The organism is Rhodohalobacter mucosus (genome assembly GCF_003150675.1).
GTDB lineage: Bacteria > Bacteroidota > Rhodothermia > Balneolales > Balneolaceae > Rhodohalobacter > Rhodohalobacter mucosus.
Window position 1 is genome coordinate 171432 of record NZ_QGGB01000006.1, and the last position, 24746, is coordinate 196177.

Consider the following 24746-nt stretch of genomic DNA (forward strand, 5'->3'; position numbering starts at 1 on the left):
TAAGCTTGCTCATGTTTTTAAACAGAATGGAAGCGGGTGAAAGGCTTGCACAAGAGTTACTGGATTACCGTAAGACGAACCCCATCGTTGTTGCTATTCCCAGGGGCGGTGTAGAAACAGGGTTCAGGGTTGCAGAAATTCTTAACTGTGAACTTGCAATCGCTGTTTCGCGAAAACTTGGCTATCTGAATAACCCGGAAGCAGCATTTGGCGCCATGGCAGAAGATGGCAGCCTCTATATGAATCCCCGGGCTAGCGGGAGGCTCAGCAAGGAAGAGATCGAAAAGGTAATGGAGAAAGAGAAAAAGGAGATACACAGAAGAATCAGGAAATACCGTAAAAACCGACCGTTTCCCGACCTGAAAAACCGGACGGTAATCGTTGTAGATGACGGCATTGCTACCGGATCAACCCTGATGGCTACGCTTGAAATGTGTAAAAAGAAAGAACCGGACACACTGATTGTTGCCGCTCCCGTATGCGGCAGCGATATGAAAAGCACGCTGAAAAAGCATGCCGACGATGTGGTAATCCTGGAAGTGCCGGATGAATACTATGCGGTATCTCAGGTATACAGGGATTTCTCACCCGTCACAGATAAAGAGGTTCGGAAATGGGTGGAAGAAGCTCATGGAGGATCCATAGTCGGGGAAAGTGAGAAGCAGATGGCGTAGGCAGCGAATCGCGATTTGGTCCTCTGTACGGCTGTAAAATGAACATTATAATTGTGGAGGTATGCAAATGATTGCAGTAACGGGTGCCCAAATCTATTGGTTTATATCCATTGGTCTGATCGTCGGTTTTATCATCGGCATCTTTATCGGCGGTGAGGGCGTGTCGTTGAAGGCAAACCTGTTCTGGGGTGTAGTCAGCGCGATCATCATGGGAGAGATCGGGGTACAGCTCGGCCTGAGCGATGGAGTGTGGTTTTCATTCGTAGCAACCTGGCCGTTTCTTTTTCTGGTCAATGCGTTCCATCAGCACCATGTTGAAGACATACTGGGCGAGATTGAACATCCGGCCCATCTTACAGGTCAATTTCGTATGAATAAAAAAACAAGAGAACGTGATAAGAGCAAAGACGTTGCGAATGTAACATAATCAATAAACGAACGGAGATAACATTATGATCAAGCGAATATTGGTTGCTCTCGACCCGGATGAGGATACACCGGTGGCGACCCGGTTTTCTATCCGGCTGGCCAAGCGGTTCGATGCCAGCCTGACGGGTCTCGCGGTTGTGGATATTTCAAATATTCACAGCGCTATTGGCATCGGTGGATACGGAACGGAAATCTACGGCCGTCAGATCTGGACTGAAATGGCTGATGAAACGCGGCGTATAGCAGAAAACCTGCTCAATTCATTTAAGCAAAGAGTCGAAAAAGAGGGGGTAAGGCACAGAGACGTAAAAGAGCAGGGCGCATCCTACGATCTTATCGTTGAGGAGATGAAATACCACGATCTGCTCGTGGTAGGCCGCGACTCGCACTTTTTCTACAACCAGCCCGATCGCGACACCGATACACTGGCGAATGTGGTGAAAAAGGGTGTTTCACCGACCCTCGTGGTGATGAACGAGTACCGTTCTGTTGAAAATGTGATCATCACGTTCGACGGCAGCGCGCCTGCCGCACGATCCCTCAAAGCATTTGTGCACCTGCTTCCATATGGCAAAGACATCGAAATAGATCTGGTGTACGTGGCAGATGGTGAATCGAGCGAAGATATGGACAAAGCCATGACGATACTCAAACAGGCTGAAGACTACCTGAAAGAGCACAACTTTCGCTACATCTCCAAAGAGGTGCTTGAAAAAGGAGAACCGGGTGAACGGATTATGGAGCACCAGAAAAAGAGAAGCCCGGATCTAACCGTATTGGGTGCACACTCCGTATCGGCGGTGAAGAGAGCTGCTTTCGGCTCAACAACGCATCACCTGATCACCAACAGTGAGGTGCCCCTCTTCCTGAGCCCGTAAACCTGTACAGAACGATCACTATGACAAGCCCTTTCGTCCGGACCGGAAGGGCTTATTTTTTTGGGTGGATAAATGGCATGAGTTCAGTACTTTATACGCTGTTAATCCGGTAATGCAGGCAACTGTCCGGCAACTCCACTTTGTAGTAACCGTTAATCCATGTCCTCTATGTCATTCACATCGCGGCTGCGACTGCTTCTTATTCTTTTCATCACTCCGGCGCTTTTCATCTCCTGCGATACGAGCAGCAGCAACGATGATCTTCCGGAAAATGATTTTCTGGTTTCCGATAACCTGAAAAGAACCATCACGCAGCAGCAACTCGAAACGTTCTGGTTTTTTGCGGGTGTACCGGAAGCCGAAGAGTTTATCACATATGATGTGGATGTGCATACCGTGGTGTACAATACGCGCGACCTGGACGGAAACCCAATTCAGGCTTCCGGAGCCATACTGGTGCCACAGGGAATTGAAAATCCGGGCCTGCTCTCCGTTCAGCACGCTACAATATTTTCAAACGACGAGGCTCCCTCTGTGGATATCGGTATTTCGGTTACGGCCCGCAAAGCGATCTTCGCATCCGCAGGATATATTACATTTCTACCGGATTACCTGGGGTATGGTGTCACGGAAGAACTTCTGCATCCATATCAGGTGGAAAGCAGCCTGGCGGAAACCAGCAAGGATATGATACTGGCAGGGCTCGAATTTATTCAAAACCGAAATCTGACCAGTACTGAACAGCCGGTGAACCTGATAGGATATTCGGAAGGTGCCTATGCCAGTCTGGCCCTGGCGAGGCTGATCGAGGAATCGGCCCCCGTGGTTGATATCGGTTTGTTGTCGATGGGAGCGCCAATTTTTGATATCTCGGCCACAATGGACGATATTATTCAAAACCCGGAGGTGACCCGTGAATGCGTGCCCTGTTACGCGTATTTTCTATACACCTACCACCAGCTCTACGACTTCTCACGTCCTCTGAGCGACTACTTTCAGTCTCCCTATGATCAGGTAATCGCAGACGGACTGTTTAACGGGGAACAGACTAGCCAGGAGGTGAGCAGCAGCCTTCCCGAATCGGTTTCGGATCTTTTTACAGCCGCGTTTATTCAGCGATACAACGACGGCGAGGAGACAGAGCTGGAGCAGGCTGTAGCTGAAAACGATCTTTTCTATATACCCGGGGCCAGAGTGCTTTTGGTGCATGGTGATTCGGATACCGTTGCACCTCTGTTCAACAGCAGTGATTTTGAGCAGCGGGCACTTGATGCGGGAAAAACCAATTACACCTTTATCGTTGAGGAGGGAGCAAACCATACGGAGGGTTTTATTCCCTGGGGATTCGAAACGCTGGATGCACTTGGAGTGAGAAGCAGCGTGCTTGCAAACCGATAAAGGAGAGGGTGCAGAACCTTTTGCCTTACGTGTGGGGTGCTGAAGAAGATGTGCGGGTTAGTCGCTTTCAAAAATCATGCTGAGAATTTCTGAAGCAATGTCTTTTTTCGAGCCCGAGAACGTCTGCATCGACTCGCGTCCGATCAGGTGAATCGTATTCGTATCCGATCCAAACCCGGAACCGTCATCAGATATGGAGTTTGCGCAGATCCAGTCCAGATTTTTTTTATCAAGTTTGGCTCTGGCGCCTTCAATGAGGTTTTCGGTCTCCATCGCAAAACCGATCAGTATCTGATCCGGATTTTTATGCTCTCCAAGCCAGGCCAGGGAGTCGGGGGTTTGAACCAGATCAAGCGATTCCGTACGTCCGGTTTTCTTGGTTTTTTGGTCTGATGGGGAAGAAGGTTTAAAATCGGATACGGCCGCTGCCATAATCACAATGTCTGCGTCAGCATGTGTTTGGACCAATTCAAAAAGGTCATCAGCAGACACAAAAGATTCCGTTTGAACACGCTCGGGTATTTGTGCCGATAACGGGCCGTGAACCAGGATAACATCCCCGCCAAGTGCGCGGGCTGCATCAGCCATCGCGACACCCATTTTACCGCTGCTTGGGTTGGATATAAAACGAACCGGATCCATGAACTCCCGCGTTGGTCCTGCGGTTACCAGAATCTTTTTCCCGGTAAGGGGACCCTGAATGCGATGTTTTTTTATAATCCGGGCCGCCTCAGTCAGAATATCATCCGCTTCGGGAAGCCTGCCTTTGGCTTCAAGACCGCTTGCAAGATATCCCGTATCGGGCTCCAGAACATAAAAGCCGAGTTTGCTCGCTTTCTTCAGGTTATCAGAAACCGCAGGGCTTTCATACATTTCACCGTCCATGGTGGGACAAATCAGTACAGGACACCGCGCGGCAAGCACGGTTGATGTAAGCATGTTATCGGATTGCCCGTGAACCAGTTTTGCGAGGGTGTTCGCCGTGCAGGGGGCTATCACAAAAAGATCGGCCCATTCGCCCCACTGAATATGACGCGTCCAGCTGTCGCCCGGATCGGTATCGTTAAACACTTCAACGGCCACACTGTGTCGGCTCAGCGATGCAAACGTCTCTGTACCCATAAAGCGGGTGGCTGAGGGAGTCATCGTGACCCGCACTTCGCATCCCGCTTTTTGAAATTCACGAAGGAGGTAGGCTGCCTTGTATGCGGCAATTCCGCCGGTAACACCGAGTAGTATCCGTTTACCGGACAGCATTCAATTTAGTCCTTTTTGGGATAGCGGTAGGTAATTTTATCGTCGAGCATCTCCTGTACGGAGCGTTGGGTGGCATGCGGCAGCTGTTCAAAAGCTTTGGAAATTCTCTCCTGCTCTTCGTTGAAGGTAAACTCGTCTTCGTCTTCAAATCCTTCAAAATATTTCAGCTTATCGTCAAGCTCCATCTTCTCCTGAGCTGCAATCTGCCGGGCGCGCTTCGAAAGCACTACAATTTTCTCATATTTGTTGCTTTCCTTATCGCCCAGTGTTTCTAAATTGAGAGTTTTAATTCCCATGGTGCTTTTTATGAATTAATAAAAGTTGAAACGGTTTCTCTGACTTTGGAATAGGCTTCCTCAAGGTCATCGTTGATAATTTTTGTATCAAACTGATCTGAGTAAGCCATCTCTTTTTCAGCGCGTTTAAGCCGGGTTCGTAAACTGTATGGATCTTCCGTGCCTCGCGCTGCAAGCCTTTCTTTTAAAACGTCGATCGATGGGGGCGAAAGAAATATGGCAAGTGCGTCACTGCCGTACATCTGCTTTACATTTTTGGCTCCCAAAACATCGATGTCAAGCAAAATAAAATAGCCTTTATTCAGGTCATTTTCAACGACGGAACGGAGTGTGCCGTACATGGTTCCGTTGTAAAATTCTTCCCACTCCAGAAATTCTCCTTTCCGCACCTTTTCCCGGAATTCATCGCGGCTTAGGAAATAGTAATCTGTTCCGTCTGATTCGCCCTCCCTGGGTTCTCGCGTAGTAGCGCTGACTGAAAAATGGATCTGCTCAAAATCTTCAAGAAGCCGCTTTTTCATGGTCGACTTCCCGCCACCGCTCGGCGACACCAGTATGATAATTTTTCCCCTTTTTTTACTCAAGAATGCAGCTTTTTTTAAAAATTCAGATAGTCGTATCTGTTCTTTGCACTACACAGATCAACAATCCCGTCACTCAATGTTTTGTACTTGTTCGCGAATCTGCTCAAGTTTCTCTTTACCCAAAACAATATGATGCGCAATTTTGGAGTCGTTCGCTTTGGAGCCGATTGTGTTTAACTCCCTGTTAATCTCCTGACAGAGGAAATTGAGCCTGCGTCCCACAGCTTCGTCCGCATCCAGGGCTTCAATGAAAAACTTCAGGTGAGATTGCAGGCGGATAATCTCTTCGTTAATATCCATCTTATCGACAAGCAGCGCTACTTCCATCTCCATGCGCTCCGGATCGAAGTTATCATCGTTTACCATCTTGCGTATTCGTTCATGTAGCTTTTCACGAACTTCGGGTGCCCGTTTTTCCGAGATTTCACTGACGGTTTCAAGAATTTCTGCAATTCCGTTGATCTGTTTTTCAAGATCCGTTCGCAGTTCCGTGCCCTCTTTGCTTCGCATGGTGTTCAGATTCCCGAGCGCTTCCTCCAGGGCTGCGCGTGTACAGTCCCAGATTACTTTGAGTTCCTCTTCATCTTCCTTGCGGGTCTCAAAAAGATTGCTGAACTGCAGTATATCGCTTATTTGGACCGGCTCGTCAATGCCCGACTCATCCCTGAGCTGACGCAGAATAAGACCGTATCCCTTAACCAGCTCCGTATTCAGCCTGATGTCTGCCTGCCGGCCACCGGTCCGTTCCATATTGATATTGATGTTTACCTTGCCTCTGGAGAGCTTTCCCTGGGCAAACTCCTTGATGGCCAGTTCTTTATCTTGCATGGACTGAGGCATTCGAACGGAAATGTCAAGATATCGGCTGTTCAGCGTCTTCACCTCGGCAGTAAGTAAAAAACCGCCGGATGAAGATTCACCGCGGCCAAAACCGGTCATTGAAGTAATCATGCGATAGTGCTGGTTTTTAAAATATATGGATTTAGTAAATGTAGAAGAGAATAAGATTTAGCTGCTAAAAGACAAAAGGGAAGTTGCATGAAGCTGTTTAAACATGAAATTTCTTCAGGCTTTTGCGGGTAGCAGCCTTAAGCAGATCATTATTTCTCTTATCCGAATGGGATAACATTCCGGATTTAACAAAAAGGGTCCAAATGGCTGACGCACGTATCAAAAAAATTGAAAAGGTATCAGCAATCCGGTTCAGACACCGCGTAAAACCTTCAGTACGTTTGTAGCCAGGTCTTCCGCTTCACCTGCCGACGAAGCTTCGCTGTAAACCCTCACAATGGGTTCAGTGTTTGATTTTCTGAAGTGAACCCATCCGTCATCAAAGTTGATTTTGACACCGTCTGTTCTGTCCGGATTGTTATCGCTGTAGCGGGTGGCCACTTCCAGCAGCAGGTCGTCCGCATCCATGCCAAGATCGGAAAGCTGCACCTTCTGCTTGCTCATTTCATAATGGGGCAGGGAATTGCGGTATTCGGAAGCAGTGATATCGCGCTCTGCAAGCAGCTGCAGTATCATGGCCGTACCCACCAGTGCATCGCGTCCCGGATGCAGGTCGGGGTTGATCACACCTCCATTCCCTTCACCGCCGATTACGGCTCCTTTCTCCTGCATCACTTTCACCACGTTGATTTCACCAACGGCTGCGCGGTGGCACTGCTGCCCGTACTTTTCGGAAATATCGTCGGATGCACGGGATGAAGAAAGATTGGTTGCGGTATCTCCCGGTTTCTTGCTGAGCATTAGGTCGAATGCGGCAACCTGTGTATACTCTTCTCCAAACAGCCGGCCATTCTCATCCACAAGTGCCAGGCGGTCTGCATCGGGATCGGTTACAATACCGAGATCGCAGGGTGTGGATTTAATAAAGTCACATATTTCAGTAAGATGCTCCGGAAGCGGTTCAGGATTGTGAGGGAAGATTCCGTTGGGTTCACAGTTAAGCCGGTGAACAGTTGCCCCAAGCTTTTCAAGAAGTTGTGGCAGCGCAACGGAACCGGCACCGTTCACCGCGTCTACCGCTACTGTGAATTGCTTTTTTCTGATGAGTTCTGCATCGATATAGGGCAGTTCCAGAATGGCGTCAATATGTGTCTGGATAGCTTCAGGATCCTCGCTGACGGATCCGATCCGGTCGTAAGTACTGTATGAAAAGTCGCCGTTTTGAGCCAGCTCTATCACGTCTCTACCGCGGTCCGCATCCAGAAATTCGCTTTTTTCATTGAGCAGTTTCAGAGCATTCCACTGTGCAGGATTGTGGCTTGCGGTTAGAATGATGCCGCCGGCGGCTTCATGTTTCAGAACGCCCATCGCAACTGTGGGAGTAGGGGCAATTCCCACCTTGATCACATTGCACCCCACGCTCTGAAGCGTTGCACAGACAATATCCTCACAGATCTGTCCGGTAACGCGCGAATCACGGCCCACAACTACGGTTCCGCCTTCCAGCAGGGTTCCATAGGCCGCAGTATAGGTAACCAGGTTTTCCGGAGTGAGATGTGAACCGAAGATGCCCCGGATACCGGAGACTGAGATCATTAATGCCATGATGAAGGAAATATACGTTTAATGGATTGCGGTTTGATGATAAAAGGGGGGCGCTATTTATTTACGGGATACCCAGGGGGTCTCTTTAGCGCCGGCTTCTTGATTTTCAAAACGAGCCATCACAAACAGCAGGTCTGAAAGACGGTTCAGATAGATGATGCATTCGTCAGAAACTGGATCAACTTGTTTCAGGGCTGCAACACGGCGCTCTGCACGGCGGCAAACGGTTCTTGCCATGTGAAGGCTGGCACCGGCGCCGCTTCCTCCGGGTAGAATGAAGTTGGTCAGGCCGGGAAGCTTCTCATCAAGAGTGTCGATCCACTGCTCAAGCTGCCCGATATGAGCCGTTCCTATACGTTCAATTTTGGCTGTTTTTTCAGGAAGTGTGGCCAGATCGGCCCCCAGAATAAAAAGCTGATGCTGTATTTCATTAAGATAGTCGCGTCCGCTCTCGCTCAGCTCGTATGTGAGCACCATGCCGATGACGGAGTTGAGCTCATCGACGGTTCCGTATGCCTCAATTCGCTGACTGCTTTTGTGAACACTCTTGCCGCCGAAGAGAGATGTGTTGCCCTTGTCGCCCTTTTTTGTGTAAATCTTCATATGGATAAATTTTTTTGTAAAGGTAAGAACACTGATGGTCAGAATCAGCACGTATTCGCACCTCTCCGGGCAGTGCGAATTCTACTCGACCCGGTAGGACTCTCCAAGGGGGGTGCAGTGCGTCAGTTTATGCTCAAGAGAGGATAGGACGGAACGAAATGAGTTGTGGATATCGATTGGAACGGCAAGCGTCATTTCCACTTCTTCAAGATAGGTGGCATCTATCACGACGAGCGGGAAATCGTTTTTTAGTTTGCTTATTGCAGACTCCATCGTGTATGGATAGGTGATTTTGTATTGGAAGACAGGAATCACGCTTGCCAGGCGTGCATCGTCAATGCTCTGTTCCGCGGAACTGCCGTAGGCATCAATCAGCCCTTTTTTGCCGAGCTTTGTGCCACCGTAGTAGCGTACGCTCACAAGCAGGCAATTGATGAGGTTGCGGGAACGCAGGGTGTTGAGAATCGGGAGTCCTGCCGAACCTGACGGCTCGCCGTCATCCTGGCTGAACTCCTCCGGACTATTCGGATTTATTCTCCACGCATAGCAGTGGTGGGTGGCCGCCGGATGCTCATTTTTTAGCGAATTCAAAAAACTCTCAGCTTCCTGCAAAGACCCGCACGCAAACAGAAACCCATAAAACCTGGATCCCCTGATGCGAAAATCACTAAACCCGGACGCCGTAACAGTCTGCACGTGATGGTATTGGTTGAATATTTTGAAACAATGTAATTTAGACCTTTTCTTAATAAGGATGAAGTGGGTTTCAAAACGCTTCAACCTTGCCTTTTAAAGCAAAAGAGGCGACTTTTAACTACTGAATTCAGAAACTGAATGAAGAGTTTATTTGTTTGCTACAGCAATCATTCATTCATCAGAAATTAATCAAAATCTACAGTATGCCAACACTACTACAAGCCGCCACGTCGCAGGTAGGGCGTAAACTTCTTACGGGGGCAACGGGTGTATTTCTGGTTCTATTTGTCATCTTTCACCTTGGCGGTAACCTGGCCGTATTTGGTGAGCCGGATGCGATGAATCGCTACTCCATGGTGCTCCATAATTTTGGCCCTCTGCTCTGGTTTGCGCGGGTAGGCCTTCTTGCCGTCTTTCTTATTCATACCTGGATTGGGATCTCAATTTGGCTCAGGCGAAGAAAAGCCAGGCCAAATAAGTATGAGGTGTACAGCAGTAAAGGCGGGCCCAGCAGGCAGAGCCTGAGTTCACAAAGCATGGCGTTTACCGGGGTTGTGCTCTTTGTGTTTGTCATCTTTCACATCAATACGTTTGCACTTGGGGATACAGGAACGGTTGTGATTGACGGACAGGAGACCCATGATATCAAAACACTCGTACTGGATACATTTCAGAACCCCGTATACGCTTTTGGATATGCATTTGTGATGCTTCTGCTTGGAACCCACCTTGGACACGGCGTATGGAGTGCTTTCACTTCTCTCGGAATGACCAGCAAAAAAGCATCTGCCGTTATGTATACCGTGGGCAGCCTGATTGCTGTTCTGTTAGCCGTCGGGTTCTTGTTTATCCCGATCTATATCTATTTTGGCGGTGGCTGTGAAGCAGCACTTATCCACTGTGAATAATTCATTTTAATTGTACAAAAGAGCAATATGAATCTAGATTCCAAAGTACCTTCCGGACCCTTAGAAGAGAAGTGGAGCAATTACCTGCGCGATATTAAACTGGTTTCGCCTAACAATAAGCGAAAGCATAAAATCATTGTTGTGGGAACCGGCCTCGCAGGTGCATCGGCCGCTGCCAGCCTTGCCGAACTCGGCTACAATGTGGAAACTTTCTGTATACAGGATTCAGCCCGGCGGGCGCACAGTATCGCAGCTCAGGGTGGTATCAATGCGGCGAAGAATTATCAGAATGACGGCGACAGCGTGTGGCGCCTTTTTTACGATACCATTAAAGGCGGTGATTACAGAAGCCGTGAAGCCAATGTGTACCGGCTGGCTGAAAATTCAAACAACATTATTGATCAGGCCGTAGCTCAGGGAGTTCCTTTTGGCCGTGAATATGGGGGTCTGCTCGACAATCGCTCTTTTGGCGGTGCTCAGGTATCCCGTACATTCTATTCCCGGGGACAAACGGGCCAGCAGCTCCTTCTTGGCGCCTACCAGGCGATGATGAGAATGGTGGATGCAGGTAAAATTAAAGACAACCCCCGCCACGAAATGCTTGATCTGGTGGTTGTCGACGGCAAGGCGCGCGGAATTATAACACGAAACCTGATAGACGGAACAATCAACCGTTTTGAGGCCGATGCCGTTGTGCTCTGCACCGGCGGATACGGGAATGTGTTTTATCTCTCCACCAACGCAAAGAATTCAAATGTAACGGCCGCGTGGAGATGCCACAAGCGTGGGGCAGCATTTGCCAATCCGTGCTTTGTGCAAATTCATCCGACCTGCATCCCCGTCAGCGGCGACTATCAGTCTAAACTGACCCTCATGAGCGAAAGCCTGAGAAATGACGGACGGGTGTGGGTGCCCCGTAAAAAGGGAGATGACCGTCATCCAAATGATATACCCGAGGAAGAACGTTTCTACTACCTTGAAGAGCGTTATCCCAGCTTTGGAAACCTGGTGCCCAGAGACGTTGCATCCAGGAATGCGAAGATGGTGACCGACGACGGACTGGGTGTTGGCGATACGGGTCTTGCCGTATACCTCGATTTCAGGGATGCTATCAAGCGTGACGGCGAGGATGCCATCAGGGCACGATACGGCAACCTTTTCGATATGTACCAGAACATCACGGATGAAAATCCCTACAAACAGCCCATGAAGATCTTCCCGGCCGTACATTATACAATGGGAGGCCTTTGGGTCGATTACAACCTGATGAGCAATATTCCGGGTCTTTTTGTGGCCGGTGAAGCAAACTTTTCGGATCACGGTGCAAATCGTCTGGGCGCCAGTGCACTCATGCAAGGCCTGTCAGACGGGTACTTTATCATTCCTTATACAATTGGCAACTATATCGCCGATGCAGATCTGGAAGAGGTCTCTACCGAACATAAGTCATTTGGTGAAGCTGCGTCCGCATCACAGAAACAGCTGGATAAACTGCTCTCTGTAAAAGGCGACAAAACAGTCATTGAGTTCCACCGGGAGCTGGGCAAGATTATGTGGGACAGCGTGGGCATATCCCGCAGCAAGGAGGGCCTGGAGAATGCGATTGAGAAGATCAGGGCGCTTCGTGAAGAGTTCTGGCAAAATGTGCGCGTACCCGGTGAGGCAAATTATTACAATAAATACCTTGAATTTGCGGCACGCGTTGCCGATTTCTTCGAACTGGCGGAATTGATGGCCATTGATGCTCTCGATCGTGATGAATCGTGCGGATGCCACCTTCGTGATGAATTTCAGACGGAAGAAGGGGAAGCGCTCAGAAACGATGAGGAGTACTCTTTTGTATCTGCATGGGAGTACCTTGGCGTGAACGGCAAACTTGAGACAAAACTCCACAAAGAAGATCTGGAATTTGAATTTGTGGAACTGAAACAAAGAAGTTACAAATAACAGGAAATACCTATGAGTACGATGACCATCAACCTGAAGATTTGGCGCCAGAAAAACACCGCAGACAAGGGTGGGTTTCAGGAATACAAGCTCAATGATGTGAATGAGCACATGTCTTTTCTTGAAATGCTGGACGTTCTCAATGAGCATCTTATTAAGGAAGGCAAGGAACCGGTCGAATTTGATTATGACTGTCGTGAAGGTATCTGCGGTTCCTGCAATATGGTAATCAACGGCCGTGCACATGGACCCAAACGCCTTACAGCCGCCTGCCAGCTCCATATGAGAAATTACAACGATGGCGATACCATTGTGATCGAACCTCCACGAGCCGCTGCTTTTCCCGTTATAAAAGACCTTGTTGTAGACCGATCCGCATTCGACCGGATTATCGGGGCCGGAGGATATGTGTCTGTGCGGACCGGCTCAGCGCCCGAAGCCAACCTTATTCCGGTTGAGCAGGAAACGGCAAATACCGCGTTCGATTATGCAACATGCATCGGTTGCGGAGCCTGCGTAGCGGCATGTCCCAATTCCTCAGCTTCACTCTTTACAGCTGCGAAGCTCTCACACCTGAACCGCCTGCCCCAGGGGAAACCCGAGCGCAAGAAACGAACCATTGCAATGGTGGAGCAGATGGAAAAAGAAGGGTTTGGTGACTGTTCAAACTATGCGGAATGTGAAGCCGTGTGCCCGGTAGGAATCAGCATCGCGTCGATTGCGGAGATGCGCAAGAGCTATGTGAAAGCTGTTTTTTGATTGAGTTGTCTTTTTTTGGTTGCTCTGCACCGAAAGGTGTCCGGGTGCGGATTTTTTCCGCACCCTTTTTTTTCAAGAATTTCGCTGAAACCACTTTCGCGGCTCTGCGTATCAGATAAATCGAAATGTTGCGGGTCCAGGAACCCGCCGCGGATATTTAGACTGGAGGATTAAAATCTTGAAAACATTCTTAAAAACACTGTTCTTTACTCTCATTTTTGCACTGATGGTTCAGCAATCACAAGCGCGTCAGTGGGAGGGATCCATTGATTTTAATCTTGGCTCACCTCAGGCCGATTTCAGCGAACAGCTCGATCGTTTGGGAGTGGGTATCGGGTTAACGGCCGGATATCAGTTCAGCGATTCCCCTTTCATGCTTGGATTTGATTTTGGATTCATGAATTTCGGAGTTGACTCCCGGGACGAGCCCCTCAGTTCCACCATACCCGATCTCACCGTCCGCGTTGAAAACAGTTATAATCTGGTAAATGGTAATATAGCGCTCAGAGCCATCACACAGGAGGCATCCGTGAGGCCCTTTCTGGAGGCGCTTGTAGGGTTCAATTACTTCTATACGCAAACAACAATTCGCGAACGCGGTTTCGGGGAAGAGGATGTGCTAAGAGATACCAATTTTGATGATTTTGCACTGAATTACGGATTCGGTGGAGGGGCCATGTTCAGGGTATGGCAGAACAGTGCCATGTCATCTGAACCCGGCAGCACACCCATAAGCTCTGTTTATATCAACGTTGCCGGCCGGTACCTGTTTGGCAATGAAGCGGAATATCTGCAAAAAGGATCCATAGCTACAGAAAACGGTCAGGTTACCTATGATGTCAGCCGCTCGGAAACAGACCTTCTCTATTTTAAGCTGGGCGTTGGATTTAAATTCTGATTTATTTGCTGAAAGGAACGGTTCAATAATGAAGGGTTCATTTTGTTACTTTCCCTGTAACGATATGATAAATTGAACCCAGGCATGAATCAGAACCCTGACATAAAAAGCGCCATTGATGTGCTTCAAGCATATTGGGGGTACGACTCTTTTCGTCCCGGCCAGAAAGAAGCCATCGGGAGCGTGCTTGAAGGAAATGAAACCATGGTGCTGTTTCCCACGGGCGGCGGCAAATCGTTGTGCTACCAGGTGCCCTCGCTGATTCTGGATGGCCTCACCCTTGTCATTTCCCCTCTTATCGCGCTCATGCATGATCAGGTCGAGCAATTGGGAAAAAGAGATATCCGCGCTGCGTTCATTAATAGCACACTTCCTGCGTATGAGATAGAACAGCGGCTTGTGAATGCACGGAACGGCATGTACAGGCTGCTCTATGTTTCACCCGAACGGCTTACAACTGAAAGGTGGAAAAATGAACTGCCCAATTTAAATGTGTCACTGGTTGCTGTCGATGAAGCGCACTGCATCTCGGAGTGGGGACATGATTTCAGGCCCGCATACAGGCATATCCGTTCTGAATTGAGTGATCTGCCCGACTCGGTTCGATGGATGGCGCTTACGGCTACAGCTACGCCTGAAGTGAAGAGTGACATTCTGAAGTGCCTTGAATTTACCGAACCTGCCATCGTTTCCGCAGGGTTCAGCCGTCCAAACCTGAGATGGTGGGTTACGCAGACCGACAAAAAACAGGACGTGTTCATGAACGCCGTGAGAAAAGGTGTTCACAAAGGAAGCGGAATCGTATATACCGACACCCGGAAAGACTGCGAACAGAAGGCAGCCCGTCTCTCCTCGGCAGGTATTTCGGCTCGCGCGTATCATGGCGGTATGAAACCTGATGTGCGGGAATCGGTACAGAATGAATGGGTGAGCGGAAGGGTGCCGGTGGTGGTGGCGACCAACGCATTTGGGATGGGTATTGATAAATCAGACTGCCGTTTTGTTGTTCATTTTACCATACCGTTTTCACCCGAAGCATATTATCAGGAAGCCGGGAGGGCGGGAAGAGATGGAAAGGAAGCTTTTCCGATACTGATCTGGAAAGAGGCAGATGAAACCAGGCTCAAGTCCAGAATTTTGCGCTCCTACCCGCAATATGAAACACTGAAAAAGGTGTACGAGGGAATTTGTGATGAGCTGGGTCTGGCTACCGGAAGCGAACATACACAAGCCGAACCGGTTGACCTTTCTTCCGTCTGCAAAAGAACGGCACTTTCAAAAAGCGAGGTTAAAAGTTCTGTTGAAGTGCTTCAGCGGCTGGAGATTCTCGAAAAGATCGAATTCCATAAAGCGCGAACCGGCGTTCATTTTCTGGTAGGCAAGGACTATCTGGAAACGATGATCAGGAAAGAAGAAGGTGCCAAAGCCGAATTCGTGGATATGCTGATAAGGCTCTTCGCACCGCATGCTTTTGGTGGTTTTCACTACCAGGATACACCCCTGGTACTCGAAAAGCTGAAGATTAACGAGAACAGCCTGATGAAAGGGCTCCACGTACTGCGCGATCACGATCGTATTCTGGATATTCGTCAGATGGGTGAGCAGCCGCTGTTCAGGGTCACAGAGCCCAGGATGCAGAAACTGCAGGTAGATCACGATGCCGTTTATCACTACAGGGATGTACTGCTAAAAAAACTGGAATATATGAGCGGATATGCCAAAACGACCAGGTGCCGCGAAGTATATCTCAGAACCTACTTCGGGGAAACGAATGCCAAACCATGCGGGCATTGCGACAACTGCCAATCCGGGAACCGGAACCTTGGCGGGAAGCAGAATTCTGTAGCCGTAGAGGACATTAAGAAAGTAGAAAATCTACTTAAGGCCGGCTCCTTAACACCCGATGTGATTCAGGCCGAAACAGGCTGGAACAGGGACAAAGTAAAAGCCGTTGTATCATGGCTGGAAAGAGAACAACGTGTCAAACAGTCACAGGACGGAACTATTATCCTGAACTGACGATAAGTTATAATGAAAACAGATTTACACGAAGAACCCCGTTAATATGAAATACATTGGAGCACACGTCAGCGCTGCTGGCGGAGTACAAAACGCACCGGTACGTGCACATGAGATAGGCGCCACCGGTTTCGCCCTGTTCACCAAGAACCAGCGCCAGTGGAAAGCGAAGCCTTTGACGGATGAAAACATCACCGGCTTCAAAGAGAATTGCGAAAAGTTCGGCTACACGGCGAATATGATTATACCGCATGACAGCTATCTGATCAATCTGGGCCATCCTGAAAAGGCCGCTCTGCAGAAATCACGCGATGCTTTTTTGGATGAGATGCAGCGCTGTGAACAACTTGGGATCACACTCCTCAATTTTCACCCCGGAAGCCACCTGAACAAGATTGGTGAGGAGGATTGTCTGAAAGTTATTTCTGATTCCATCAACCTGGCTCTGGAACAAACTTCAGGTGTTAAGGCAGTGATTGAGAATACAGCCGGACAGGGAACCAACATGGGGTTCCGGTTCGAACAACTGGCGGCAATTATGGACGGTGTGAAAGACAAAAGCCGTGTGGGTGTATGTATAGATACGGCTCATGCTTTTGCGGCCGGGTACGACATTTCCACAGATGAGGGTTTTGACGAAACCTTTCAGGCATTTGATGACATTATTGGTTTTGACAAACTCCTGGCTATGCATCTCAATGACTCAAAGAAAGAGCTTGGAACAAAAGTGGACCGCCATGAGAGCCTGGGCGACGGTTACATTGGCTGGCTGCCTTTCAAAAGAATAATGCAGGACGACCGTTTCAATGGTATTCCCTTTATCCTGGAAACACCCAATATGGATAGATGGGCCGATGAAATCGCAAAGCTGAAAGAATTCGCGGAGTAGGATGTAATTCAGGGCAATGAATCTACTCTGTCGAAGCTGAATCAAGCCTTTTTCCGGTTACCCGGAAAGAGTAGGAGGGGTGCCGCCGTTGTCTGTGCGAGAGTCCGGGCGGAAGACTTGGACACGAGCCATTCCAGAAAACTTTGTCTGTATCGTGTGGTGACAATTACGGTCTGTTTATCGTTGCCGATAACGTGTAAAATGCCGTCGATAAACGATGAATCCTTGAAATACTCAATTTCAAACTCCGGATTCCTGAATGCATCCCGTAGTTTTTGTGCAAACTCCCGTTCAATACTAAGGTCACGTTCCTCTTCTTCCATAATGTGAACTACTCTGAGCACAGCCCCCAGATCCCTTGCAAGTTTTCGTGCCTGTTTCGCGGGTTTCAGATCCCGCTCACGAAAATCGGTGGCAAAGAGCAGCTGCCTGGGTTCGCGGTAGCTGCTGTGCTTCGATATGGCAAACACGGGAATAGGGCTTTCAAGCAGCAGTTTATTGGTTATGCTTCCATAAAGGGTTTTTTTAAGATCCTGATCACCCCCAAGGCCAACGCAGATCAGGCCGAATTTCCCCTCTTTCACCGATTTCAGAATCTCAATGCCCACATTTCCAACTTTTACGGTTCCTTTCATCTTGATAAATCGAAAATCGTCAACTGAGTGGAGATCGTTAATCAGCTTCTCAAGCCGGGCTGCATTTTCTCCTTTCTGATGTTCAATCGTCTCTTCCATTCGCGAAGGGAAATCGTAGGGAGGCTCAACCACATTCATAAACAGAATATCGGTTCCGGTGCAGAGAGCGATTTCGCACGCATAGCGAATGGCAGACTCAGACTTTCGTGAAAAATCGGTTGGGACCAGTATGGTTGAATAAATCGACATTGCGGAATATAGCCAAAGGAAATGATATCAATCTAAATTCTGTGTTAAGACACAGATCCTCTATCTTTAGGGCCCGGTTACAACCGGTATTCACGCACATGGCGGATACGCCCGGATAAAGGTTATGATAGGGTAACGATGCGGTAAAAATAACTATTATACGGAGTAAAAAGTAATCTGCGTATACGAATCTGCCATTGTCACGGTTCTTCCAAAACATCCGGTTCATTATATGAACGGGTTTTTTTAAAAGAGCTGCTCCATGTTCCCCGGGGATTGACTGGGCGAGGGGGGCCCTTTCTGTTCATTTGCGTAATCCGAAATGAAGTAAATCGCAATCGTATCCGTATGAAGTTAGGAGATGTTTCTTGAGCAGTTTGTTAATACTCAAGCACAGGCTGCCGCATCTCCGGGAATTGATTTTAATCAGTTCTGAAGTTTTTTGATAAATTGAATTATAAAACCGGTTAAAAAAATTGATTGTATACTATGGCGAAAAAGAAGCTCTACCTGCTTGACGGCATGGCCCTTGCATACAGGGCACATTTTGCATTTATCAACAGCAGGCTTAAAAACTCTGAAGGAATTGCAACCGGTCCTATACTCGGTTTTGCCAACACTTTGGCAAAACTGCTGGATGAAGAAAATCCCACGCATATCGCAGTTGCATGGGATACACATGCTCCCACGTTTCGTCATGAGCTGGACGAGTCGTATAAGGCAAACCGGCCGCCCCAGCCGGAAGATCTTCGTACGGGAATTCCGTTGATTAAGGAGATGATCGAAAAATTCGGGATCACGAATCTTGAACAGGACGGATACGAAGCGGATGACATCATCGGTACCATTGCCTTCAATGCACAGGCTGAACATGTGGAGGTGTTCCTGGTAACCCCCGACAAGGATTTTATGCAGCTTGTGGATGACCACATTACCATGGTGAAGCCCGACAACAAGAACGGGGGTTTTATAATTATTGATAAAGATGGCGTTGAGGATTATTTCGGTGTCGGCCCCGAAAAAGTGATTGATGTTCTGGCTATCATCGGTGATACATCCGACAATATTCCGGGTGTACCGGGAATTGGCAAAAAGGGTGCTCCCAAACTGATTAACCAGTACGGGTCGCTCGAAAAAGCGATTGAGGAAGCACCAAATATGTCGTCGAAACGGCATAGGGTGGGACTTACGGAAAACAGCGACCAGGCACTACATGCAAAGAGAATGGTGACAATCAAGACGGATGTGCCTGACGTGCAGGACTGGGAAGAACTTGATTGGAAAGGCCCCGACAAAAAAGAACTGGGCCTCTTTTTCAAGAGGATGGAGTTTCGCACTCTAACACGAAAGTATCTGGGTGAGGAGCCCGGCGGCCAGGGTCAGCTATTCGGGGCTTCAGACAATAACGGTGAAGAAACCAATGGTGGCAGTGAAAGCCCGTATGATACATTGAATGCCGATGCCGTAAGCTATCGCGCGGCGGTGAGTGCGGAAGAGATCCGTGATGTTGCAAAACAGCTGGCCAATGCCGGTGAATTATGTTTTGATACGGAAACCGACAGCCCCGATGCCATGACGGCAACACTGGCGGGTATATCTCTCAGCGCAAAAGCTGAGTCGGCCTGGTACATTCCGGTTAATGTGGACGGAGCCCTTACCCAGCAAGAGGTGGCCGAAATATTGAACCCTCTTTTTGCCAATCCTGACTCACTGAAAATTGCGCACAACTACAAGTTTGACTACATCGTACTCAAAAATGCAGGGTTTAACCCGAAAGGGCGTGTATTTGACACCATGGTAGCCGCATATCTGCTGGATGCCTCACAGCGTCTCAAAATGGACACGCTTTCGGTTAAGTATCTGGGATATGAACCGGTTCCTATTGAGAAACTGATCGGTAGCAAGGGGAAAAGCCAGAAGTCAATGGCCGATCTGCCGCATGAAGAGATCGTGGATTATGCCTGTGAGGATGCCGATGTAACGTTGCGGCTCTACGAGGTATTGAAGGAAAAACTGGAAGAAGATGAACTTACAGACATTGCCGAAAAACTGGAATTTCCTCTGATCGTAGTGCTGGCTGAAATGGAGAGGGCAGGAATCAGGGTGGACGAAGAGATGCTCAAATCTTTTTCTGAGGAGCTGACGGCAGATCTTAAAGAAGTTGAATCGACTATCTATGAAAAAACAGAAGAGGAGTTTAACATCAACTCACCTCAGCAACTGGGCAAGATTCTATTCGAGAAGCTCGGATTGCCTGCCGGCAAAAAAACCAAAACGGGACAGTTCTCAACATCCGAAAGTGTTCTGTCTGAGCTTGCAGCCGAATATGAGGTACCATCCCTGATACTGGACTATCGAAGCCTGAGCAAGCTGCGGTCCACCTATGTGGATGCACTGCCGAAACTGATTAATGAAGAAACCGGCAGGATACACACCGATTTTAACCAGACTGTGGCTGCAACGGGCAGGCTCTCTTCATCCAATCCAAACCTGCAGAATATTCCGATCCGAACCGCACGTGGTCGTGAAATCAGAAAAGCGTTTGTACCGGAAGAGGGCTTCAGAATACTGGCAGCGGATTATTCGCAGGTGGAGCTGCGCGTTATTGCTTCCATCAGCGGTGACGAGAATATGATTGCAGCGTTCAAAAACGGTGAGGATATTCATTCACGAACCGCAAAAGAAATTTTTGACCTCGATGACCTCGAAGAAGTTACACCAAATCACCGGCGCAAAGCCAAAGAAGTAAACTTTGGCATACCCTACGGGGTCAGCGCCTATGGCCTTGCATCCAGACTGGGTATCAGCAACGGGGAGGGAAAGGAGATGATCGAACAGTATTTTGAACGCTTCCCCGGCATCAGGAAGTATATTGACGAGACCGTCGAATTTGCTAAAGAGAACGGTTATGTGACAACCTTAATGGGCCGAAGACGCTATATTCCTGACATTCACTCAAGAAACTGGAATGTAAGGGGATTTGCGGAGCGAACTGCAATCAATATGCCCATACAGGGTACGGCCGCTGATATCATCAAGCTGGCTATGATCGATATTCATCGTTATCTCAAAGAGAACGACGCTGCATCCAGAATGCTGCTGCAGGTGCATGATGAGCTGGTGTTTGAAATTGCGGATGAAGAATCGGAGAGCGTCACTGCAAAAATCAAAGAGCTCATGGAAAACGCCTATGAACTTGATGTACCCCTTGAGGTAGAAATGGGCCTCGCCGACAATTGGCTCGACGCACACTGATCATATGTGCAGAACCGGCTCCGGTGAGCTGTGCAGCAATGCACCGGATAGCCGGCAATTTTACATCATTTGCCATGCCGTTTCTATGGCCTATGATTAAGTTTCTGTGCTTTTCAACTCTTTATCCGTATACATTTGCAGGCGCCTTACACACATAGGTTGCCCGCGGCCCGTACGTGTTTGCATGGGTCGGGCAATCCGTTATTCCCTCCCTCTTTTCAGCAAAAAAAGATCCGCATACTCATGCGGTGTGAAGTTTGAGTGTGTGCTGTAGATTTACAGAAGCAATCAACGCCTAACGGCGTGTGAGAACTGAGAACACACAGAAAAGTTAGAGACATTACAGCCCGCAGGTTTGACCGCCTGCGGGCTTTTTTTATTTATGCTCCTTAAACATTAGAAAAATTAAATAGTTAAACCGCATGATTATGCGGTGAATAGCAGAATGGATGAGCGTAATATACCACCAGAGCAACCAAGCTGCTTGAGCGTGTGAGAACTGAAAGCACACAATGATCAGATAGAGACGTTACAGCCTGTCGGTTTGATCGCCGGCAGGTGATTATTCACTAAATGATTAATTAAATGCATCAATATTATGTGGAACTACACTAAAACAGGGAATGACAGCTTTCCACCTTCGGAATGGGTTGAAAAGCTGGCCGATCTGCTTGGCCTGTCCCATCCGCATGATGATGAAACAAACCGTTTACGGCGGGAAGGCAGTTTAATTCCGGTAAGATTTTTACATGACGGCAAACACCCCAACAATCCCAATAACTCAGTATGAGAGTGAAACGAACACACTCAGAAAGCAGAGATGCACATACTTGAGACGTGAGAACTGAGACATACGATTAGAGATAAATTACACCCGCCGGTTTGAAAGCCGGCGGGTTTTTTTATGAAATCATTTCAGCTATCCGGAAAATGGCCCAGACAATTATTTGATATTGTTCATATAGAGGGTTTTCAATTTTGGGCCACTATTAATCCGCCCGCAAACGGTGATGGATTATGTCCGAATTATTGCATCCTGTATTCTCAAGGCCGGAAGCTCAAAGACACGGAGGGATCTTCAAACCGTTTTTGAAAGAATTTTTTTACGCAGATCAGTTAAACAAACTCACCCTTACAACGGATCACTCTTCTATTTAGACAATCCACAGCCCATGAACAACTGACCACTGACCCATCTAAAACCCAAGCACTTTAGAATTTTAAAAAACTTCCCGTTTCACAACTTCCCCTAAAATCCCGATATTCACGCCTGCCCGGAAACAGTAATTTGAGTATTGGAGATACAGTGAAAGAAAAGATTCGTATTGCATCAGGACAGGGATTCTGGGGTGACCTTCCGGATGCTCCCGTTAAGCAGGTGAAACAGGGCCCGGTCGACTACCTGGTAATGGACTATCTTGCCGAGGTTACCATGTCGATCATGCAGAAGCAGCGAATGCGCAATGAACAATACGGCTATGCACGCGATTTTGTAGATGTAGTCGGGGCTGTTATGGATGATGTTCAAAACAAGGGTGTGCGTGTGATCTCCAATGCAGGCGGCGTCAACCCAACCGCATGCAAGGACGCAATCCTGGAAATTGCACGCCGGAAAGGGGCAGCCGGTTTAAAAATTGCGGTAGTGGATGGCGATGACATACTGCCGGGCATCGATCAGCTGATCGATGGCGGGCATCTTCTGAAGAATATGGAAACAGGGGAACCCATCACTACGGTAAAGGACGATCTGCTGAGTGCTAACGTCTATTTTGGCAGCCGCCCTATCGTGGAAGCCCTGGAGCAAGGTGCAGATATTGTGATCACAGGAAGAGTCACCGACACGGGGCTCACGCTGGCTCCCATGATTCACGAATTCGGGTGGTCGTTCGATGATTACGATCTGATGGCCACGGGAACCATCGCGGGTCACATTATTGAGTGCGGCGGACAGGTTTCAGGCGGCAATTTTACCGATTGGGAAACGGTGGATGACCTGGTAAACATCGGTTTTCCGATTATTGAAGCCTATCCGGATGGATCCTTTTATGTAACCAAGCACGAGGGAACCGGGGGACTGGTCTCCGAAATGACGGTGAAGGAACAGCTTCTCTATGAAATAGGTAATCCCGCGGAGTATATCACTCCCGACTGTATAGCCGACTTTACCTCTCTGACTGTTGAACAGCAGGGCGAAAACCGTGTGAAAGTTTCGGGTATAAAGGGCAGGCCGGAAACGGATACCTACAAAATCTCCGCAAGCTACATTGACGGTTATAAACTTACATCCTCCCTGGTATACAGCTGGCCGGATGCTGTGAAAAAAGCCCGATTTGCCGGTGAATTGCTGCTGAAGCGTGCTGAGAATCTGGGCATTGATTTCAGGGACACCAATATTGAGCTCGTAGGGCTCAATGCCTGCAATGAAGATGAATCTGTTTTCGAGAATGACCTGAGCGACCTGAATGAAGTGGAGATGAGAGTTTCCGTATATGGCGACTCACGTGAAGAGCTGAATCGTTTCGGCAAAGAGGTCGCTCCACTGATCCTGACGGGGCCAAGCGGGGTTACGGGTTTTGCGGGCGGCCGGCCTAAAGCAAGTGAAGTTGTTGCATATTGGCCTGCTCTGCTGAAGAAGGATGCGGCAAAGCCAAATGTGACGCTCTACACGCTGTAAAAAATCATTTTCTTTAGGGAACAGGAGCGAAATGTTCTTTACATTTAACAGATCTGACTCATCTGAATAAGACAATCTGAACAATAGAATAAGTTATCTATGGTAATTGGGATCATCGGTGCCGGTATTTCAGGGTTAACAGCCGGGAAAATACTGGCTGAAGCGGGGCATGACGTCACCATCTTTGAAAAAAGCAGAGGGTACGGAGGAAGAATGGCGACGCGTTACGCCGGAAAGTCCAATCAACTGAAACTGGACCACGGACTTTCATGGTTTTCGCCTGAATCTGACGAATTCAAGGCATTTACCGCTGAGATGCTTGAAAAGAAACTTCTCAGGGTTTGGGGCCGCAATTTTATGTTTTACGACGGTGAAGTTCTCAGTTCCAGCAATCCGAATAATGAGTCATCGCTGAAATACACGGCCGTTGGCGGTATGAATACGATCGGCAAGCATCTGAGCCGCTGGGTGGACGTGCAGACGGAAGCCAGGGTAGGGGGACTCACATACATTGGTAATCACAGGACCAAAAAGCGTCCGTGGATGATTAATATGTCTTCTGCCCGTACTTTCGAAGCCGATGCAATCATTATTGCAACTCCGGCACCACAGGCTTACGGTATCATCAACACAACAATCGATGAAGTGGATACACTGAAAATTGTACGGGAGATAGATGACATTAATTACAGTCCCGTACTAACCCTGATGCTGGGTTTCAGTAAAATGGACGCCCCGGAATGGGAGGGCATTGTTTGCAGGAACAGCGCAATTCAATTTGTATCGAACGAATCCTCAAAAAGAGATACAGGGCATAAGTGCGCGCTGGTGGTGCACGCTTCATCCGCTTTTTCTTCTGCAAACAAGGACGAGGATGAAGAGAGGTTAACCGGCAAGCTAACAGCTGCCCTGGCCGAGATTACAGGCGGCTGGGTTACGGCGCCTGACTGGTCTCAGCTGCACTACTGGAAATACAGCACTCCAAAATCCTTTTTGGAAGCTCCCTTTATGGAAATTCAGGAAAAAGAAGCTCAGCTGGCTGTAATTGGAGATTATTTCAACGGCAGGGGAATTGATGCCGCCTACCGGTCCGGTCTTGCCCTGGGCAGGCACTGGGCAGAGAAATACAGTGAGTGAAACGC

Annotated in this window: 22 protein-coding genes; 14 read left to right on the top strand and 8 right to left on the bottom strand. The window is 48.4% G+C overall.

All coding sequences use genetic code 11. The features are described 5' to 3' along the window. Nucleotides 1–11: 11 nt before the first annotated feature. From DDZ15_RS08485 to DDZ15_RS08500, 4 genes are all read left to right on the top strand, one after another. On the top strand, nucleotides 12–674 hold the full coding sequence (locus DDZ15_RS08485) for a phosphoribosyltransferase (RefSeq protein ID WP_109646661.1): 663 nt from the start codon (nucleotides 12–14) through the stop codon (nucleotides 672–674). A 61-nt stretch (nucleotides 675–735) separates the two neighbouring features. Continuing rightward, nucleotides 736–1101 carry a hypothetical protein gene (locus DDZ15_RS08490; protein WP_109646662.1) on the top strand — a complete coding sequence of 122 codons (366 nt, stop codon included), beginning with the start codon at nucleotides 736–738 and terminating at the stop codon, nucleotides 1099–1101. A 25-nt stretch (nucleotides 1102–1126) separates the two neighbouring features. Beyond that, a complete protein-coding gene (locus DDZ15_RS08495) occupies nucleotides 1127–1981 on the top strand; it encodes a universal stress protein (RefSeq protein WP_109646663.1) in 855 nt (284 codons plus the stop codon). Between the two features lie 168 nt (nucleotides 1982–2149). Next, nucleotides 2150–3379, top strand: coding sequence for a lipase family protein (locus tag DDZ15_RS08500; RefSeq protein WP_158278655.1), 1230 nt, complete (start codon nucleotides 2150–2152; stop codon nucleotides 3377–3379). A 57-nt stretch (nucleotides 3380–3436) separates the two neighbouring features. Here DDZ15_RS08500 and coaBC read toward each other — a convergent pair whose 3' ends face one another. The 7 genes from coaBC to DDZ15_RS08535 form a co-directional block, all read right to left on the bottom strand. Beyond that, the gene (coaBC, locus tag DDZ15_RS08505) at nucleotides 3437–4636 is read right to left on the bottom strand and encodes a bifunctional phosphopantothenoylcysteine decarboxylase/phosphopantothenate--cysteine ligase CoaBC (protein ID WP_109646665.1); all 1200 of its coding nucleotides are present in this window, start codon (nucleotides 4634–4636) and stop codon (nucleotides 3437–3439) included. 5 nt (nucleotides 4637–4641) lie between these two features. Then, on the bottom strand, nucleotides 4642–4932 hold the full coding sequence (locus DDZ15_RS08510) for a DNA-directed RNA polymerase subunit omega (protein WP_109646666.1): 291 nt from the start codon (nucleotides 4930–4932) through the stop codon (nucleotides 4642–4644). 8 nt (nucleotides 4933–4940) lie between these two features. Next, on the bottom strand, nucleotides 4941–5516 hold the full coding sequence (gene gmk, locus DDZ15_RS08515) for a guanylate kinase (RefSeq protein ID WP_109646667.1): 576 nt from the start codon (nucleotides 5514–5516) through the stop codon (nucleotides 4941–4943). 69 nt (nucleotides 5517–5585) lie between these two features. Then, complete coding sequence (locus DDZ15_RS08520; RefSeq protein ID WP_242978952.1) at nucleotides 5586–6467, bottom strand: YicC/YloC family endoribonuclease; 882 nt, start codon at nucleotides 6465–6467, stop codon at nucleotides 5586–5588. A 252-nt stretch (nucleotides 6468–6719) separates the two neighbouring features. Beyond that, entirely contained in the window at nucleotides 6720–8072 is a 1353-nt protein-coding gene (gene glmM, locus DDZ15_RS08525) for a phosphoglucosamine mutase (protein ID WP_109646669.1), read from the bottom strand. 57 nt (nucleotides 8073–8129) lie between these two features. Further along, nucleotides 8130–8675, bottom strand: a complete 546-nt coding sequence (locus DDZ15_RS08530; protein ID WP_109646670.1) for a cob(I)yrinic acid a,c-diamide adenosyltransferase — start codon at nucleotides 8673–8675, stop codon at nucleotides 8130–8132. An 81-nt stretch (nucleotides 8676–8756) separates the two neighbouring features. After that, complete coding sequence (locus DDZ15_RS08535; protein ID WP_158278656.1) at nucleotides 8757–9371, bottom strand: IMPACT family protein; 615 nt, start codon at nucleotides 9369–9371, stop codon at nucleotides 8757–8759. A 203-nt stretch (nucleotides 9372–9574) separates the two neighbouring features. Here DDZ15_RS08535 and DDZ15_RS08540 point away from each other — a divergent pair, with 203 nt between their 5' ends. The 6 genes from DDZ15_RS08540 to nfo all read left to right on the top strand — a co-directional run bounded on the left by DDZ15_RS08540 (nucleotide 9575) and on the right by nfo (nucleotide 16791). Continuing rightward, on the top strand, nucleotides 9575–10279 hold the full coding sequence (locus tag DDZ15_RS08540; protein ID WP_109646672.1) for a succinate dehydrogenase cytochrome b subunit: 705 nt from the start codon (nucleotides 9575–9577) through the stop codon (nucleotides 10277–10279). A 27-nt stretch (nucleotides 10280–10306) separates the two neighbouring features. After that, the gene (locus tag DDZ15_RS08545) at nucleotides 10307–12226 is read left to right on the top strand and encodes a fumarate reductase/succinate dehydrogenase flavoprotein subunit (protein WP_109646673.1); all 1920 of its coding nucleotides are present in this window, start codon (nucleotides 10307–10309) and stop codon (nucleotides 12224–12226) included. 21 nt (nucleotides 12227–12247) lie between these two features. After that, nucleotides 12248–12985, top strand: coding sequence for a succinate dehydrogenase/fumarate reductase iron-sulfur subunit (locus tag DDZ15_RS08550; RefSeq protein WP_109646853.1), 738 nt, complete (start codon nucleotides 12248–12250; stop codon nucleotides 12983–12985). A gap of 178 nt (nucleotides 12986–13163) precedes the next feature. Continuing rightward, nucleotides 13164–13883 carry an outer membrane beta-barrel protein gene (locus DDZ15_RS08555; RefSeq protein ID WP_109646674.1) on the top strand — a complete coding sequence of 240 codons (720 nt, stop codon included), beginning with the start codon at nucleotides 13164–13166 and terminating at the stop codon, nucleotides 13881–13883. Between the two features lie 84 nt (nucleotides 13884–13967). After that, nucleotides 13968–15902, top strand: coding sequence for a RecQ family ATP-dependent DNA helicase (locus DDZ15_RS08560; protein ID WP_109646675.1), 1935 nt, complete (start codon nucleotides 13968–13970; stop codon nucleotides 15900–15902). Between the two features lie 46 nt (nucleotides 15903–15948). Continuing rightward, nucleotides 15949–16791, top strand: a complete 843-nt coding sequence (gene nfo / locus DDZ15_RS08565; protein WP_109646676.1) for a deoxyribonuclease IV — start codon at nucleotides 15949–15951, stop codon at nucleotides 16789–16791. Nucleotides 16792–16832: 41 nt separating this feature from the next. Here the strand turns inward: nfo and DDZ15_RS08570 are convergent, their stop codons facing one another. Further along, nucleotides 16833–17675, bottom strand: coding sequence for a universal stress protein (locus tag DDZ15_RS08570; RefSeq protein WP_109646677.1), 843 nt, complete (start codon nucleotides 17673–17675; stop codon nucleotides 16833–16835). A gap of 489 nt (nucleotides 17676–18164) precedes the next feature. Between DDZ15_RS08570 and polA the strand changes: the two genes are divergently transcribed. The 4 genes from polA to DDZ15_RS08590 all read left to right on the top strand — a co-directional run bounded on the left by polA (nucleotide 18165) and on the right by DDZ15_RS08590 (nucleotide 24741). Then, nucleotides 18165–20930 carry a DNA polymerase I gene (gene polA / locus DDZ15_RS08575; RefSeq protein ID WP_109646678.1) on the top strand — a complete coding sequence of 922 codons (2766 nt, stop codon included), beginning with the start codon at nucleotides 18165–18167 and terminating at the stop codon, nucleotides 20928–20930. 598 nt (nucleotides 20931–21528) lie between these two features. Further along, the gene (locus tag DDZ15_RS08580) at nucleotides 21529–21720 is read left to right on the top strand and encodes a hypothetical protein (RefSeq protein ID WP_109646679.1); all 192 of its coding nucleotides are present in this window, start codon (nucleotides 21529–21531) and stop codon (nucleotides 21718–21720) included. 516 nt (nucleotides 21721–22236) lie between these two features. Then, nucleotides 22237–23604: an acyclic terpene utilization AtuA family protein gene (locus tag DDZ15_RS08585; RefSeq protein WP_109646854.1), complete on the top strand. Its 1368-nt coding sequence runs from the start codon at nucleotides 22237–22239 to the stop codon at nucleotides 23602–23604. A 99-nt stretch (nucleotides 23605–23703) separates the two neighbouring features. Next, complete coding sequence (locus tag DDZ15_RS08590; RefSeq protein ID WP_109646680.1) at nucleotides 23704–24741, top strand: NAD(P)/FAD-dependent oxidoreductase; 1038 nt, start codon at nucleotides 23704–23706, stop codon at nucleotides 24739–24741. The last annotated feature ends 5 nt before the right edge of the window (nucleotides 24742–24746 follow it).